This is a genomic window from Spiroplasma endosymbiont of Othius punctulatus, assembly GCF_964019505.1.
Lineage (GTDB): Bacteria > Bacillota_I > Bacilli_A > Mycoplasmatales > Mycoplasmataceae > TIUS-1.
Map to the genome: position 1 here is coordinate 537,544 of NZ_OZ026449.1, position 14,411 is coordinate 551,954.

Genomic DNA, 14,411 nt, shown 5'->3' on the forward strand with positions numbered 1-14,411 from the left:
TCTTGTATATTGCGCTCTCCTTATTTTAAAATTTTCAATATTTTGATATTCAATTTTCACAATATGTGTACCATTTTTGTAAAAATTCATTTTTACAATGCTTTGTCTTTTCTTTTTCTTTACTAATTCTTTCAAGGATTGATTTTTTTGTTTTTTCTATATCACTTTTGTTTCATTCTAGGTATGTAAAAATCTGACTAATTTTTTTAATATAAACATCATGCTCTTTTTTTTCATTACCAAAATTTACTCATAATCAGCAAATGTAACCAATATCGTCATACTTTGAACCAAAATATGACCCATCTCAATCAATGATGTATTCAGGTAAGTTATTTACTTTATTAAAAACAACATTTGTCGGACTTATATCGCCATGAACAATTACATTTACACCATTTGAAAATGATTGGTATTCAACTATAAAATCTATTATTTTATAAATTTGACTAATTTCCATATCATCTACATCATGCAGGGTTATACCATCAATAAAGATATAAGAATATGTTGTATCCGTAAACGATGTAATTGAATTGAATTTATCAAAATTATTTTTTGTAAATATTTTGTTAATAAAAATTAAGTGTTCAAAATTATCATTTTTTTCTTTTGTTACAACTTTATCATTCTTTGTTATTAACTTTTCAGATCTTCCGTTATTTCTCATAGTACCAGCTTCCTATAACTTCGCTAGCTTTATATATAATAAGCTTGACTTATCAACATATACATAACATTATAGGAGTCCCAAAATAAATTTTGAGACATACTTATTATATATTCCAAATTTTAATTATTCTTAAAATATATAATAAAAAAATAATTAAAAAAATATGAATTATTTTTTTAATTTGTGACGTTGTAGATATTGGAGGATAAAAAAATGGAAAAAAAGACATTACAAGATTTAATAAAAGATCTGACAGGTACTGTTGTAGAAGAAGATTTAATCGAAAAATATTTTAGCAACATCTATTTTGAATTTGGATATATCAACTTACACGGTGCTGATTTTACTAACGTATATGATTTAGGTCATACTGATTTCAGTATTCTAAACTTTAATGGTGCGGGATTAGAATCATCTGATTTTATTGAAGCTGATTTTAGTTCATCTAATATGACTGCTGCTGATTTTAGTTCTGTAAATTTCACAAACGCAAACTTTGATGAAGCAAACTTTATTGGTGCAGATTTTGGTGACGCCAGTTTTGTTGGTGCAGATTTAGAAAATATAATACTTTCAAAATCACAAGCTAAACATATTGCCAACAGACTCAACAATTGCGAGTTCGTTGGATAAAAAAACTACAAGTAAAATACTTGTAGTTTTTAAATAATCACAAATGGTCCTAAGAACTTTAGTTCCCCTGCTTTTTTCTTACGCATTCTAAACGAACGTAAATCAACTTTGTTAATACTAATTGCATAATGCCTTGCTGCAATTATTTCTTCTTTGTATAACTTACAATGTTCAGTTATAAATTTTGAAAGTGAATTTTCATATTCAGCTTCGATTATATTTTTATAAGTGTTTACATAAATTATGCACATGACATATGACAATATACATACTGTCCCTATTATTGAAAAAATAGACAGCACAATATCAAACATCAATTGTTGAGACACAACAAATGGAGTATCTCCTCCAATCATGTTTATAAGCTTTAATGGGACTACAATTACTAATGAAATTATAAAGAACACTGTTGCGTAGAACGGAATACTCACAGCTCTTGTTCTTCATGTTTTTGCAAATTTGTTTTTTTTATGGACTGAAGAATTAAATCAAATAGATGCAAAAACATAATCTAGTTCATATGCAACTGATGACATATATCATTTTGGAATAATAATCTTTTTTTCTTTTTCATCAAGATGATCATAGATTGGTACATATTCATCATGTGATGCATACTCAAGTTCTAAATCTGATTTTAAATATTCAAGATATTTTTTTGCTAAATCATTTACTTCAACATCAGATAATGTTGTGTGTTCGTCTACAATTCGTGGTTGAACTATTTTATTGTAAACTGACAAATTAATTAGTTTGATCAGCACATACAAAACTACACATGCAATAAAAACTCAAAATACAATATTTGCAAACAGTGTCATATCAAACCCCTATAAGTCTTATTATAAATAAAAAAACCATTAAATGGTTTATTCTACGTTATGAAATACTCCTTGAACATCTTCTAATTCATCTAATCAATCAGTTAGTTTTTCAAAATTTATTTTTGAATCACCCTCTAATGTAATCGTTTCATTTGGAATCATTGAAGTTTCAGCTACTTTATATTCTTTAACTTTTTTATCTAAGATATTTTTAATTGCATTAAAGTTAACAAAAGAACCATAAACCATAGTTATGCCCTCTTCATCAACTACATCTAATACATCAACATCTTCTTCCATTAGATACTCTAGTGTTGTTTCAACATCCATTGAATCAAAACCAAATACTGACATTTCTTGGAACGCATACGAAACAGCACCTGAAGTTGCAATGTTTCCACTATTCTTTTTGAATGCTTCTCTAATTTCTGCAATCGCTCTATTTACATTAGTAGTTAGTGAGTCAACAATTATCATTGAACCATTTGGACCATAACCTTCATATCTATTTGCAATAAATTGTTCATGATCACTTCCTGATGCTTTCTTAATTGCGCGACTTATTACTTCTGCTGGTACTTGTTTTGATTTTGCTTTATCAATTGCACTTCTTAGTGCAAGGTTTGCAAGCGGGTCAGCCGAACCATTTTTAGCGGCCATGTAAATTTCTTTTGATGCTCTACCATATAGTGCAGATTTCATAGCACCAGTTTTCATCATACTTTGTTTTCTTACTTCAAAAGCTCTTCCCATAATTTGCCCCTATTTCATTTCGTTCATTTTTTTTAATATTGCATTTAACTTTTTAGATAGGTTATCTGAATTTGCATCGATAACCAAAAAGTTAAATTTGTTTTTATGTTTTTCATAAAATGCTTCATATTCTTCATTAAGAATTTCTCAATACGCATGGTCAGTTCCGAGTTCTTGTACACGACCTCTTTCATGAATTCTTTCAATTGCTTTTTTAGTGTCAACACGTAAATAAACAACTAGATCAAAGTTTGCTCTTTCACCTAAAGATTTAAGAACAACCTCTTCAAAGAAATCATTATAAGTATTATAGTCAGTTCCATTTAGAAGACCAAGTCTTCTAGAAACCCTAACAAAGATTGGGTCTTCAATAATTGATCTGTCGAAAATTACATTTGTTAGACTTGATGCTGATGTTAATTGCTTTGAACGTGCAGTTAACATTCATACTTGCATTCTAAATACATAAGCTTTCATGTCGTTGTAATAATCATCAAAATATGGATTATTATCAACTGGTTCTGGGAAAATTTCAAATCCTGTTGATTTTGAAATTGCATCAGATAAAGATGATTTACCTGCTCCTACTGTTCCAAAAAGTGCTAGTCTCATTATTTAGTCTCCTTACTTGATTTAATCTTACCATAAAATTTTTTGACCTCATGGGCTTTGAATTCTCTATACATTCCTGGTTTTAAACCATCCAATGTGATGTCTTCAACCATGGTTCTTTGTAGTTTTACCAACTCCATATCTGCTGCTGCCAACATGTTTTTAACGTGGTGTTTGTGCCCTTCGTTTAAAACCATTGTCACAATTGATTCACCAAGTTCTTTATTGTAATTAACCATTTTTGCATCAATCGCTTTAGCTAAATAGTTGTCTTCAATTATTACACCTGTTCTTAGAGATTTGATTTGAAATGATTTAACTTCACCTTTGATTAAGGCTTGGTATGTTTTGTAAAAGTTATATCTTGGATGAGCTACGTGATTTGCAAACTCACCATCATTTGTCATAATCAATAATCCTGACACATCATAATCTAGTCTACCCACTGGAAAAACTCTATCATCTAATCTTTTAAAATAATCGCCAACACATTTTCTGTGTAATGGGTCACTCATTGTAGTGATTACGTTTCTTGGTTTAAAAAAAACATAGTACTTCTTAGCAGAAGTACTGATTTCTAATACCTTGTTATCAATTGTGATTCTTACATCTTCATCAAATTTAGAACCCAAAGTAGTGATTGTGTCGCCATCAACCTTAACAAGTCCAGCCGTAATATATTCTTCAGCTTTTCTTCTTGAACAATACCCACGATCTGCAATTATCTTTTGTAGTCTTTCAATTGCCATTACGTATCTTTCCTTGAAAATATATTTTTATCTGCTGATTCATCATTAGTTGGTAACGGTGGCAATTCATCAAGTGAATTAATATTGAAATATTTCATGAAGTCATCAGTAACAGTAAATAGCACAGGTCTTCCAGGACCATCACTTCTTCCTGATTCATGAATAAGGTTTCTAACGCGCAGTTTATGGATTATACCTTCCGTGTTTACACCACGTATGTTTTCAATCTCTGGTCTTGATATAGGGCCTCTATATGCAATGATTGATAATGTTTCTAGAGACGCAAAAGACAGTCTTGCTTCTGTTTTGATATTTTCTAATTCTAAGTAATATTGTGAATCATCTTTTTTTGTGATCATTCTAAATTTTGAACCCGCAAACTTTTGAATATCTAAACCAGATGCTTTATCTTTTGAATACTTATCTTTCAAAATTTTTATTAGTTCATCAACATCTGAATCTTTTTTAACTTTTACAAGTGCTTTGAAGTCGTCATAAGTTACACCTTCATCACCACTTACAAACAATAACCCTTCCGTTAATGCAATTACTTTATTTTTGTCCATAATGTTAATCTCCTATTTCTTCTTTTACACTTTTTCATTGAATGTAAAGATCGTCTTTATCTTGTGTGATTGTTGCTCAATCATGTCTTACTAAATCTAGTATTGCCAAGAAAGTTGCAATCAGTGATTGAATTGTTACAGCTTCAAAAATTACATCTTCTAATAAGAAAACTTTATTTTCGTGTTTTACTAAAAATGCTTTTATGTTTTCTGACATCTCTTCTGGAGAAACTTCAGTTGATTGAATAGTATTAACTTCGGGAGTTTTCAATCTATTTTTTTCCATAAGTTTTAAAAATATTTTTGAAAACTTATCCATGTCAATGTGTGACGGAGCTAACGGTAAGTCCATGTCGTCAATTTTTTGAATTTGGATAATTGATTTCTCCTTTGAAATCAATTTCATTCCCTCTTCTTGGAATTCTTTAAAGTGTTTTGTAACCTCTTTAATTTTATGATATTCCATAAGTCTTTGAAGTAATTCTTGTCTTTGATCTTCTTCATAGTTTGAATCAACTTCAACAACTTCTTTTGGAATTAAAAGTTTAGATTTAATTTCAATTAGATACGCAGCCATGATTAGATATTCACTAGCTATTTCAATGTTTAAATCCTTTGTGCTGTTTATGAAATCTAAATATTGATTTGATAATTCCAATAAATTTATTTCCATGATTGACATGTTTTTTTCACGAATCATTTCCAACAACAGATCAAGTGGACCATTGAAATTATCTAATTTAACTTCATTTCATTTAGACATAAATTAACCCCTTTTATTTTTTAATGATTCAACCAACTTTATCATTTCATTATCATTAATTATTGTTTCATCAATTGCTACAAACAATCTGCAAATATAAATATACAAAAGATCTGAGACTGGATTAAAGTTATATCTTAAAGTTGGATCAATAAAATCATGTTCCAACATATTTCTCAGTCTTCTAATTAAGTGTCATCCACTTGATTTTGTAAGCACTTCAATTATACCACTCAGCCCATCAAAAGACTTTTTGGATTTAGTTAGAAACTTAATGTTTGGAACAAAATCGACATGAAACTTTGCCATATATTTATCATCAAATTGTTTCATTGTTTTATATTTGTAGTTCATATGAATTGCAATATATGCCAACTTGTCAAATACAGTAAATTGATATTTAAATGATTCAACTTGTAAATGATATTCACTTGAAGATATTTTACTTTTCTTTTCATAATCACTTAATGAAGGTTTGTCTTTAACTTTCTTAGCACTATATCTAATAATTTCTTTTGGCTCTTGAAATATATTTTGAGACAAAAAATCACTATTACGATATATCAAGTTTGTTAATGAATTTCTCATTGCCTCAAAATAATTATGCATTTGATCGACAGTTAATTTAACTTTTTTCTCAATTCTTATATATTGATTTAAATCAATACCCTGCTCTTTTAGGTGATTATTTAAATTATCAATTACTGCGTTGTCATCAAAAATAATTGAGTCAACATAAGATATTAAATCATTATAATTTTTATCATAGTTTGCATTAGCTTCTGAAAATGAAGTTTTATCTTGATTTAGTTTTCTTAGTTTATTTAGGTTCATATAGATATTTTAATATAAAAAAACCTACTAAAAAGTTTTTAAACTAATTAGTAGGTTTGATGTGTGTGATTCATTTTCTTTAACACTCAATATTCCGTGTTTTTCAGAAATTTCATTTATGTCTTCATTTACAAAATCGGGCAATCCATTTCATGGTTCAAAACATAATCACTTTGTTCCACCGTCTTTTGATCACAATAACATTGATTCAAAATCTGTTATATCAAAATTAATTTCTCTTACATTGTCTTTATAAACAACTTTGTCAGACTCCAATTTAACAACACATGGATTCATATCAGGATGTCACTTAACATCATTCACTTTTATTTCATTTGTCATATAAGTTTCAGTTTCTAAATCAACAAACCCGTTTGGAAATACATCTAACATTTTTTCAACTTTATTAAACTTAATAACACCCTCTTTACTCGTGTTAAATGCTGGGTGGTGTCCCAATGAATAAAACAATTCTTTTGTTTTAGATTTATTTATCATTGTTGTTTTTATGTTTAAGTTATTTGAATCTTTTAATTCAAATTCAAATAAAAATTCAAATTCAAATGGATATATTTCTAATAGTTCTTTGTTTGATGAAAGTGAAAATATAACTTTATTTTCTGTATTTTCTTTCACTTCTCATTTATCTGTTGAATGAGTTTGTGCAAAACCATGTTTTGGTATCTTGTATATTTTTGATTCATAGATGTAGCTATCATATTTTAATTTTCCACATATTGGAAATAGCAATGGTGATGTTTTTGCTCATGAACCATCTCTTTGATACAAGAATTCTGTGTCACCTTTTTTAAGACTTATCATCTCTACTGGATTTGTATTTATTGACAGAATTAAATCGCCATTTGAAATGTTAATTATTTTATTCATTATTCCTCCAACTCTGAGAACTCATCTTCTTTAAATTTGCTACTTATTTCTTCATTAATTGATTTAATTGTTACTTGTTCTCTCGCTCTTGAAATAAATGTCTTTTGTACAATTTTTTTCATTTTAAATTGGGCAGCTGATATATCGTTTTCGTCTGCGATTACTTCTTTTCATCAAAATTGGAAAAGACAGAATCAAACAAGTATTAAACATGCTCCAAATAATAATATTGAACTACCAAGATTATTTATACTTGTTATTTCTAATTCTGATAACATCCCTGATGAATTTGGGTTTGTCGGATTAATGTAATCCATTAGCTTATTTGTATTAAATAAGAAACTATCTGATGAAGAATCTAAAATCGAAAGAGAAATATCTAATAATCATTTCACAAGAATTGAACCTGTGGCAATCACACCAGGTAACCCAATTATTGATTTCCTTCTAAAGTGTCACGCAATTGATAGACCAAACAATGCTTGAAATATTGCAAAGTACATTGCATTACTAATCATTAACATTATTAAGAACACTATTCCATTATGCAAGAATATTAAAAACAAGAATGCAGAAAACAAAACCGAAGCTAAAATCATCATAGAAAAATAAATACCAATTCTTTTAAATAAAAGTCTATATATTGGATAACTTAATATCATCGGCAATAAGAATATTGATGCTTTAAATAAAGATATCGATGCTTTAATCTCTTCATAATTAAATCCATCTTGATGCATGAATGCAATCATCAAGTTCATGGTTGTTGTAGAATTGTTTGCGGCAAAAACCACACCCAACACTATTGCAAGTCCCAATAGTTTATAACCGGTTCTCTTTTTGTAGGGCTTTAATTCAATAAGGAAATCCTCACCAAATAAACCTGGTTGGGTTGTATCTTCACTTGTTTTAAAAACCATATATAAAGATAAGATTAAGATTATTGACATTACTGGCGCAGTAGAAATTAACACAACATTTCCCAACACATTAGTTAATGATTGTATGTAAAATCCAATTGAGTTACCTAATAGGTTAACTGTACCAATAAAGAATGCTACTGAGATTGATGATATTTTATAGTAATGTTGATCTGCAAAGAAAACTTGTTGTATTGTGTTCAAAGCTAAAACCCACCCTATTAATACTATGTTTATTATCAGCATTCAAGGAGTTGTTTCTGTGAAGCACATCACCAATACAAGTGCAAAGTTTAAAATTTGTAAGAACCCTGTAATAATGAATAATTTCTTTTGAGAATGTAATCAGTATTTCATGATTACACTAAATAATGGTCTGAATATTGCATTGAAGAACAAAATCCCAAACACATACATAAGTACTACTATGTGTGTTTCAAATTCTATTTTATATAGTGAAGAAATTTGATCTTGAAGATTCGCCATCAAGAGACCACCCACAACTCAAAATAATAAGTTCTGAATACAGTAGTAAACTGTCTTCTTAACCATTTTTTCTTTAAAGGCCATAACGGCAAATACTCCGATACCCACAAGTATTAATAATGGATATACAAGAAAAAGTGAAATGTTGTTCATGTGTCTCCTTTTAAATAATATAAATATTATATCTTATTTAACACTTTCCACTATATCAACCAAGGTACTTTTTTCCAAATAAAAAATCAGCTTTACGCTGATTTTATTCGCATTATTTAATTGCTTTTTCTGCTGCTTTGTAAACTTCTGCTAGTTTAACAAATGAATCGTCAAATTGAGTTTTTTCTAAATCTGATAGTTTTCATTCAATGATTGATTCTCATCCATTTGCACCAACAATTGCTGGTACTCCTGTATATAAACCTTTGTTTCCGTATTCACCATTTAATAAAGCACCGATCATTAATGATGCTCTTTCATTGTTTAATACTGCTTGAACTATTCTAGCCAAACATACACCAATTCCGTAGAATGTTGCACGTTTTTTTTCTATAATTTTGTATGCCATGTGTACTGCATCTTCTCTGATTTGGTCAAGTTCTTTTTGGTTCACTTTTCCTTCAGCAATATATTCTGCAATTGGTTTACCCATAACTGTTGCTTGTGATCAACATGCAACTGATGAATCACCATGTTCACCCATCAAGTAAGCATTTACTGATGCTGGATGTACGTTTAATTTTTCAGCTAATAATCTTCTTAATCTAGCTGAGTCAAGTGTTGTACCTGAACCAATAATTGATTTTGGGTCAAATTTTGTTATTTCTTCATATACTTTTGTTAATACATCAACTGGGTTTGAAGCAATAACTGTAACCCCTTTGAATCCTGATTTTTTAATTTCAAGTGCAATACCTTTCATGATTTTTGCATTATCTGCAACCATGTCTAATCTTGTTTCACCTGGTTTTTGTGGTCTACCCGCTGTAATTACAACTACATCTGCATCTTTACAGTCTGAGTAATCACCTGACTTAATGCTTGAGAATGAGTTTGGTAATACTGCAAGTGTATCTGCTAAGTCTAATTGGTTTCCATCAGCAGCATCTTTAAACACGTCGATTAAAACGTATTCTGATGCTATTGCTTGGTTAATTGATGCATACATAAATGATGTACCTACTGCACCACATCCAACTAAAACTACTTTGTGTCCTTTTCTGTTCATAATAAAATCTCCTACTTATAATTATATATAAAAAAATAATGACAATATTGTCATTATTTTTATTATGTATTACTAAATAATTTAATTTTTAAATTGTTAATATTTCAGTTTCTTTTTCTGTTGAAGTTTTATCAAGTAGTTCGATGAATTCTTTTGTAATTTTATCAATTATTTCCATCCCATCTCTTTCTCAATCTTCATTTTGTTTTTCAGCTTTGATTTCAGTATTGGCATCTCTTCTTAAATTTCTAATTTTAACTCTGTAGTTTTCAGTATCTTTTTTTAGTTCTTTAACTATTTGTTGACGAGTCTCAGTAGTTAATGCTGGAATTTTAATTCTAATAAGTGTTCCTTCATTTGAAACTGTAACTCCTAAGTTTGATTTAGAGATAGCAGCAGCCGCTAATGCAACTAATGATCTATCATATGGTGTTACCACTAATTGGTGTGACTCAGGAGATACTATTGATGCTAAATGCTTAATTGGTGTTGGTGTACCGTAGTAATCAACAACTACGCTATTTAAAATTATTGCGCTAGCTCTGCCTGTTCTAAATTTTGTAATGTGATCTTCAAACAATTCTATTACATTACTCATTTCTAATTTTTTAATTTCAATTATTTCTTGCATGTTCATATTGTGTTTCTCCCTTTATTCAATGATTGTCATTTCTGTTTTATTATTAATTACATTTACTATGTTATTTTTAACATTTATATCAAATACAACTATTCTCATATTTGCATCTCTACATGTTGAAGCAGCTGTCGAATCCATTACTTGTAGTTTCTTATCGATAACTTCAGCATGTGTTAATGTTTTAAAGAATTTTGCATTTGGGTTTAGTTTTGGATCTGAGTCATAAACTCCTTTAACTCCATTTTTACCCATCAATATTGCATCAGCACCGATTTCAATTGCGCGAATTGCAGCTGCTGTATCTGTTGTGAAGTGTGAATAACCTGTTCCACCAGCAAATAGTACTATGTATCCATTTTTAAGCTCTTCTCTTGCTTGTATGTAGTTGTATGGTGAAGTTAATGTTTTAATTTCTAGAGCAGAATAAACTTTAACTTTTTCATAACCTTGTTTTCTTAATACACCTGCGAATGCAATTGTGTTCATTATTGTTCCGAACATTCCCATAAAGTCTGCATCGATTTTATTTAGTTCAAGTGTACCGGCTAGTTTACCTCTTCAGATATTTCCTGCACCAATTACTACACCGATTTCAATTCCTTGTTTTGCAAGTTCAATTACTTGATCTGCATAATGATAAATTGATTCTTTCTCATACATTTCTGTTTCGCTTTTCAGAGATTCCCCTGAAAGTTTTAATAAGACTCTTTTGAATTTTTTCATAAAAAAAACCACCTAATATTTAATAATATTATAATGGTTTTTTATCTAATTTATAATATTCTCTGAATTTAATATTCAAAGGTGATATTTTCTTAGGATCGATGATTCCATCTTTTCCTATAATGTTTTCGTTTGCACTAACTTTATCAATTGTAAAATTTATTGTTACAAAGTTATTTGCTTCGAAGTTTGTTATTTTTAAAACTGTTAGCTCTAAAACTAATTCAGAATCTTTGAATACAATTAAGTTTTTAAATTTATCTGATTCAACAAATTTAAATCTTGATTTTTCTAATACTTCTCTTTTTTCTTTTGGTGTGTGTTGTTTTAAATTTAGTTGTTTCAATAATGGAACCATCGCATGTGATGGTACATTCAATATTGCTCTATCTGAATTTGTTAAGTTTCTATAAGTAATTGAATCCATTGTTGTAGCAACTGAAACAATATTTTTATATACAAAGAAAGAAGAATATACAGATACATTTTGTTCGTAAGTGTCTGGGTCGTGTGTAGAAATTAAACAAACTGGAAATCCTCAGTATATACTCTGAGCACTTATTTGTTTAAATTGATCAACAATTATTTGATCGCTCGTGATTGAGTTTGGCATTTAAAATTACCTTACCTTTCTTAGTATACATATGACTTTTATTTCATATATATACTCTTATATTATACTATGGATTTCTATATTTTATCAACTCTTTGAGCACTTTTTTTTCAGTTTTCAAAGTTAATTTCTTGGACTTCTTTTCCTAATAAATCCACATTTTCAACTATCATTTTTTCATACTTTCTACCAATGACAAACGAAGTTGACTTTAGTTGTTTTCTGTGGTTTTTAAATGCGATAAATAATCTCTTTCTATCTTTATCTACTATTACAGCTTCGATTTGATCAATATTTATTTTATCGCTGAATATATAAACTTCTTGTGGAGTTATCACTAATGCTATTTGATTAAACATTACAAACACCACTACAAACGATATAAGGGCCATTACAAATGAACTAATTAGCAAACTGATTGCAGCATCACTTTCCTTCAATGCAAGAGAACAACTGGCTATTATAAGTGTAACCATCATAAGCGTTATTACGGTTCCTATCACAGGGTAATTTATATGTTTAACTTTAGCATCAATTCTAATAACTTTAACTAAATAGAAAACGGTTGATAATAAAATAATAATACTTACAGCTAAAATTATTGCTGCAAAGATTACAATCATTTCTTTTTCAAAGACCATATATACCTCTTTTATAATTCATATAATAACAAAAAAAATAACCCATAAGGGTTATTCGTATTTTTTATTTTAATTGGGCTGCAACTTCTGCTGCAAAGTCTGTTACAACTTTTTCGATTCCTTCACCAACTTCAAATCTAACCATAGATTTTAAAACTGCTTTTCTAGATTCTAATCAAGATTTAACTTTAACTTTTTCATCCATTACAAATCCTTGTTCAAGTAAAACAACATCTGAAAGTCTTTTACTTAGTTTTCCTGCAAGGATACCTGGTATTGCTTTTTCTGGTTTACCAGTTAAGTCTGTTGTTTCTTTAATAATATGCATTTCTGTATCTTTAAATTCTTGAGGTACTTCATCAGTTGATAAATATCTTGGAGACATAGCTGCAACGTGCATTGCTAAGTTATATGCGTCCTCTGTTGTAATTGCACCTTCAAATTCTAATAGAACTGAAATTCTTTTATTTGAGTGATTGTAGATTGATAATGTATGTTTTTCTTTTTTGTGTGCAAAAGCAGCTCTTCTAAATTCAATTTTTTCACCGATTGTAGCTGTTGCTGCAATACAAGCTTCTTTAATTGTATTTTCTTTATCTACTTTTAAATTCATTGCTTCATCAGCTGTTGTGAAATCATTGTTTAACAATGTATCAGCAAACTTTTCGATCAATTCTAAGAATTTTGCATTTTGTGATAAAAAGTCAGTTTCCGAGTTAACCTCAAATACTACTGATTTTTTACCATTTGATTTCGCATAAGCAACACCTTCTGCTGCAACTCTATCTGCTTTTTTAGCAGCTTTTGCTAAACCATTTTCTCTTAGTCAAATAATTGCTTTAGGAATATCTCCATCTGTAGCTTCTAAAGCTTTTTTGCAATCCATCATTCCAGCAGCCGTGATTTCTCTTAGCTCTTTAATTAATTTTGGAGATACAGCCATTACTTCTTATCTCCTTCGATTGCTTTGATTTCTGTTGTAGCATTTTCTGTTCTATTTTCTCTTAAGTAGTTGTTTGTTCTTTCTTCTTTTTTAGGTGCAATAGTTTTTAAAATTGACGGAGCAATTTTTTGTCCTGCACCCTCAGCGTAAGCATCAACAATAATATTTACGATCATGTTAATTGATTCAGCAATATCATCATTTGATGGAATTACAAAGTCTACTAAATCTGGGTCCACGTTTGTGTCACAAATAGCAATAACTGGGATATTTAATTTTCTAGCTTCTTTAACTGCAATTTCGTCATGTTTTGGATCAACTACAAATAATGCAGCTGGTAATTTAGACATGAATTTAATTCCACCTAAAGCTCTTTCTAATTTATCTTTTTCTTTTCTAATCAAGATTTGTTCTTTTTTTGGTCTTAAAGAAATTTTTCCTGTTTTGATTTCATTTTCAATATCTCATAACGCTTTAATACGTAATGAAATTGTTTTCATGTTTGTAAGTGTTCCACCTAATCAACGTGAATCAATGTAGAAATTTTGTGTTCTTGTTGCAGCTTCTTTAACTGCTTGTTGAGCAACTTTTTTTGTTCCAACAAAAATAATTTTTTGTTTTGCTTTTCCTAATTCTGATACATACTTTTTAGCTTCTTCTAATTTTTCAACTGTTTTGTGTAAGTCGATAATGTGTGTTTTATTTTTTGCACCATAAATATATGGTTTCATTTTTGGGTTTCAAACTTTTGTTTGATGTCCATATTGACATCCTGCATTTTGCAGATCGTCTCTAGATACTTTTGTTGACATTCTTTTGTGTCTCCTTTTGTTGTTCTTCCAAGTAGTTCTAAAGAGCACCACTATTTGTTTATACAAATAGCACTGGGCACTCAAATTCCTAAGTGTGTTTCGATTAATTTATAATT

Annotated in this window: 18 protein-coding genes; 1 reads left to right on the forward strand and 17 read right to left on the reverse strand. The window is 29.2% G+C overall.

Annotation, left to right across the window (positions count from 1 at the left end; all coding sequences use genetic code 4):
* Positions 1–25: 25 nt before the first annotated feature.
* Positions 26–670 (reverse strand): phosphotransferase, encoded by a 645-nt coding sequence (locus tag AACL07_RS02615; protein WP_338983036.1) that lies wholly within the window; start codon positions 668–670, stop codon positions 26–28.
* Positions 671–886: 216 nt separating this feature from the next.
* Between AACL07_RS02615 and AACL07_RS02620 the strand changes: the two genes are divergently transcribed.
* Positions 887–1,306 carry a pentapeptide repeat-containing protein gene (locus AACL07_RS02620; protein WP_338983038.1) on the forward strand — a complete coding sequence of 140 codons (420 nt, stop codon included), beginning with the start codon at positions 887–889 and terminating at the stop codon, positions 1,304–1,306.
* Positions 1,307–1,335: 29 nt separating this feature from the next.
* Here the strand turns inward: AACL07_RS02620 and AACL07_RS02625 are convergent, their stop codons facing one another.
* From AACL07_RS02625 to rpsB, 16 genes are all read right to left on the reverse strand, one after another.
* Positions 1,336–2,127, reverse strand: coding sequence for a hypothetical protein (locus AACL07_RS02625; RefSeq protein ID WP_338983040.1), 792 nt, complete (start codon positions 2,125–2,127; stop codon positions 1,336–1,338).
* Between the two features lie 48 nt (positions 2,128–2,175).
* Positions 2,176–2,883 (reverse strand): YebC/PmpR family DNA-binding transcriptional regulator, encoded by a 708-nt coding sequence (locus AACL07_RS02630; RefSeq protein WP_338983042.1) that lies wholly within the window; start codon positions 2,881–2,883, stop codon positions 2,176–2,178.
* Between the two features lie 9 nt (positions 2,884–2,892).
* Positions 2,893–3,495, reverse strand: coding sequence for a deoxynucleoside kinase (locus AACL07_RS02635; RefSeq protein ID WP_338983044.1), 603 nt, complete (start codon positions 3,493–3,495; stop codon positions 2,893–2,895).
* Positions 3,495–4,244, reverse strand: a complete 750-nt coding sequence (locus AACL07_RS02640) for a pseudouridine synthase (protein WP_338983046.1) — start codon at positions 4,242–4,244, stop codon at positions 3,495–3,497. Before AACL07_RS02640 ends, AACL07_RS02635 begins: the two co-directional genes overlap by 1 nt.
* Complete coding sequence (scpB, locus tag AACL07_RS02645) at positions 4,244–4,810, reverse strand: SMC-Scp complex subunit ScpB (RefSeq protein ID WP_338983048.1); 567 nt, start codon at positions 4,808–4,810, stop codon at positions 4,244–4,246. The genes AACL07_RS02640 and scpB overlap by 1 nt, the downstream gene beginning before the upstream one ends.
* Positions 4,811–4,814: 4 nt before the next feature.
* Complete coding sequence (locus AACL07_RS02650; protein ID WP_338983050.1) at positions 4,815–5,573, reverse strand: segregation and condensation protein A; 759 nt, start codon at positions 5,571–5,573, stop codon at positions 4,815–4,817.
* 3 nt (positions 5,574–5,576) lie between these two features.
* Positions 5,577–6,407 carry a hypothetical protein gene (locus tag AACL07_RS02655; RefSeq protein WP_338983052.1) on the reverse strand — a complete coding sequence of 277 codons (831 nt, stop codon included), beginning with the start codon at positions 6,405–6,407 and terminating at the stop codon, positions 5,577–5,579.
* A gap of 27 nt (positions 6,408–6,434) precedes the next feature.
* Entirely contained in the window at positions 6,435–7,295 is an 861-nt protein-coding gene (locus AACL07_RS02660) for a hypothetical protein (protein WP_338983054.1), read from the reverse strand.
* On the reverse strand, positions 7,295–8,854 hold the full coding sequence (locus AACL07_RS02665; protein ID WP_338983055.1) for a hypothetical protein: 1,560 nt from the start codon (positions 8,852–8,854) through the stop codon (positions 7,295–7,297). The genes AACL07_RS02660 and AACL07_RS02665 overlap by 1 nt, the downstream gene beginning before the upstream one ends.
* Positions 8,855–8,966: 112 nt before the next feature.
* Positions 8,967–9,923, reverse strand: coding sequence for an L-lactate dehydrogenase (locus AACL07_RS02670; RefSeq protein WP_338983057.1), 957 nt, complete (start codon positions 9,921–9,923; stop codon positions 8,967–8,969).
* A gap of 88 nt (positions 9,924–10,011) precedes the next feature.
* Positions 10,012–10,560, reverse strand: a complete 549-nt coding sequence (gene frr, locus AACL07_RS02675; protein WP_338983059.1) for a ribosome recycling factor — start codon at positions 10,558–10,560, stop codon at positions 10,012–10,014.
* Between the two features lie 15 nt (positions 10,561–10,575).
* Entirely contained in the window at positions 10,576–11,286 is a 711-nt protein-coding gene (pyrH, locus tag AACL07_RS02680; RefSeq protein ID WP_338983061.1) for a UMP kinase, read from the reverse strand.
* A gap of 28 nt (positions 11,287–11,314) precedes the next feature.
* Positions 11,315–11,899 (reverse strand): hypothetical protein, encoded by a 585-nt coding sequence (locus AACL07_RS02685; protein ID WP_338983063.1) that lies wholly within the window; start codon positions 11,897–11,899, stop codon positions 11,315–11,317.
* 77 nt (positions 11,900–11,976) lie between these two features.
* Positions 11,977–12,540, reverse strand: coding sequence for a hypothetical protein (locus AACL07_RS02690; RefSeq protein ID WP_338983065.1), 564 nt, complete (start codon positions 12,538–12,540; stop codon positions 11,977–11,979).
* Positions 12,541–12,604: 64 nt separating this feature from the next.
* Positions 12,605–13,483: a translation elongation factor Ts gene (gene tsf, locus AACL07_RS02695; RefSeq protein ID WP_338983067.1), complete on the reverse strand. Its 879-nt coding sequence runs from the start codon at positions 13,481–13,483 to the stop codon at positions 12,605–12,607.
* Positions 13,483–14,295 (reverse strand): 30S ribosomal protein S2, encoded by an 813-nt coding sequence (gene rpsB / locus AACL07_RS02700; RefSeq protein WP_338983069.1) that lies wholly within the window; start codon positions 14,293–14,295, stop codon positions 13,483–13,485. Before rpsB ends, tsf begins: the two co-directional genes overlap by 1 nt.
* Positions 14,296–14,411: the final 116 nt, after the last annotated feature.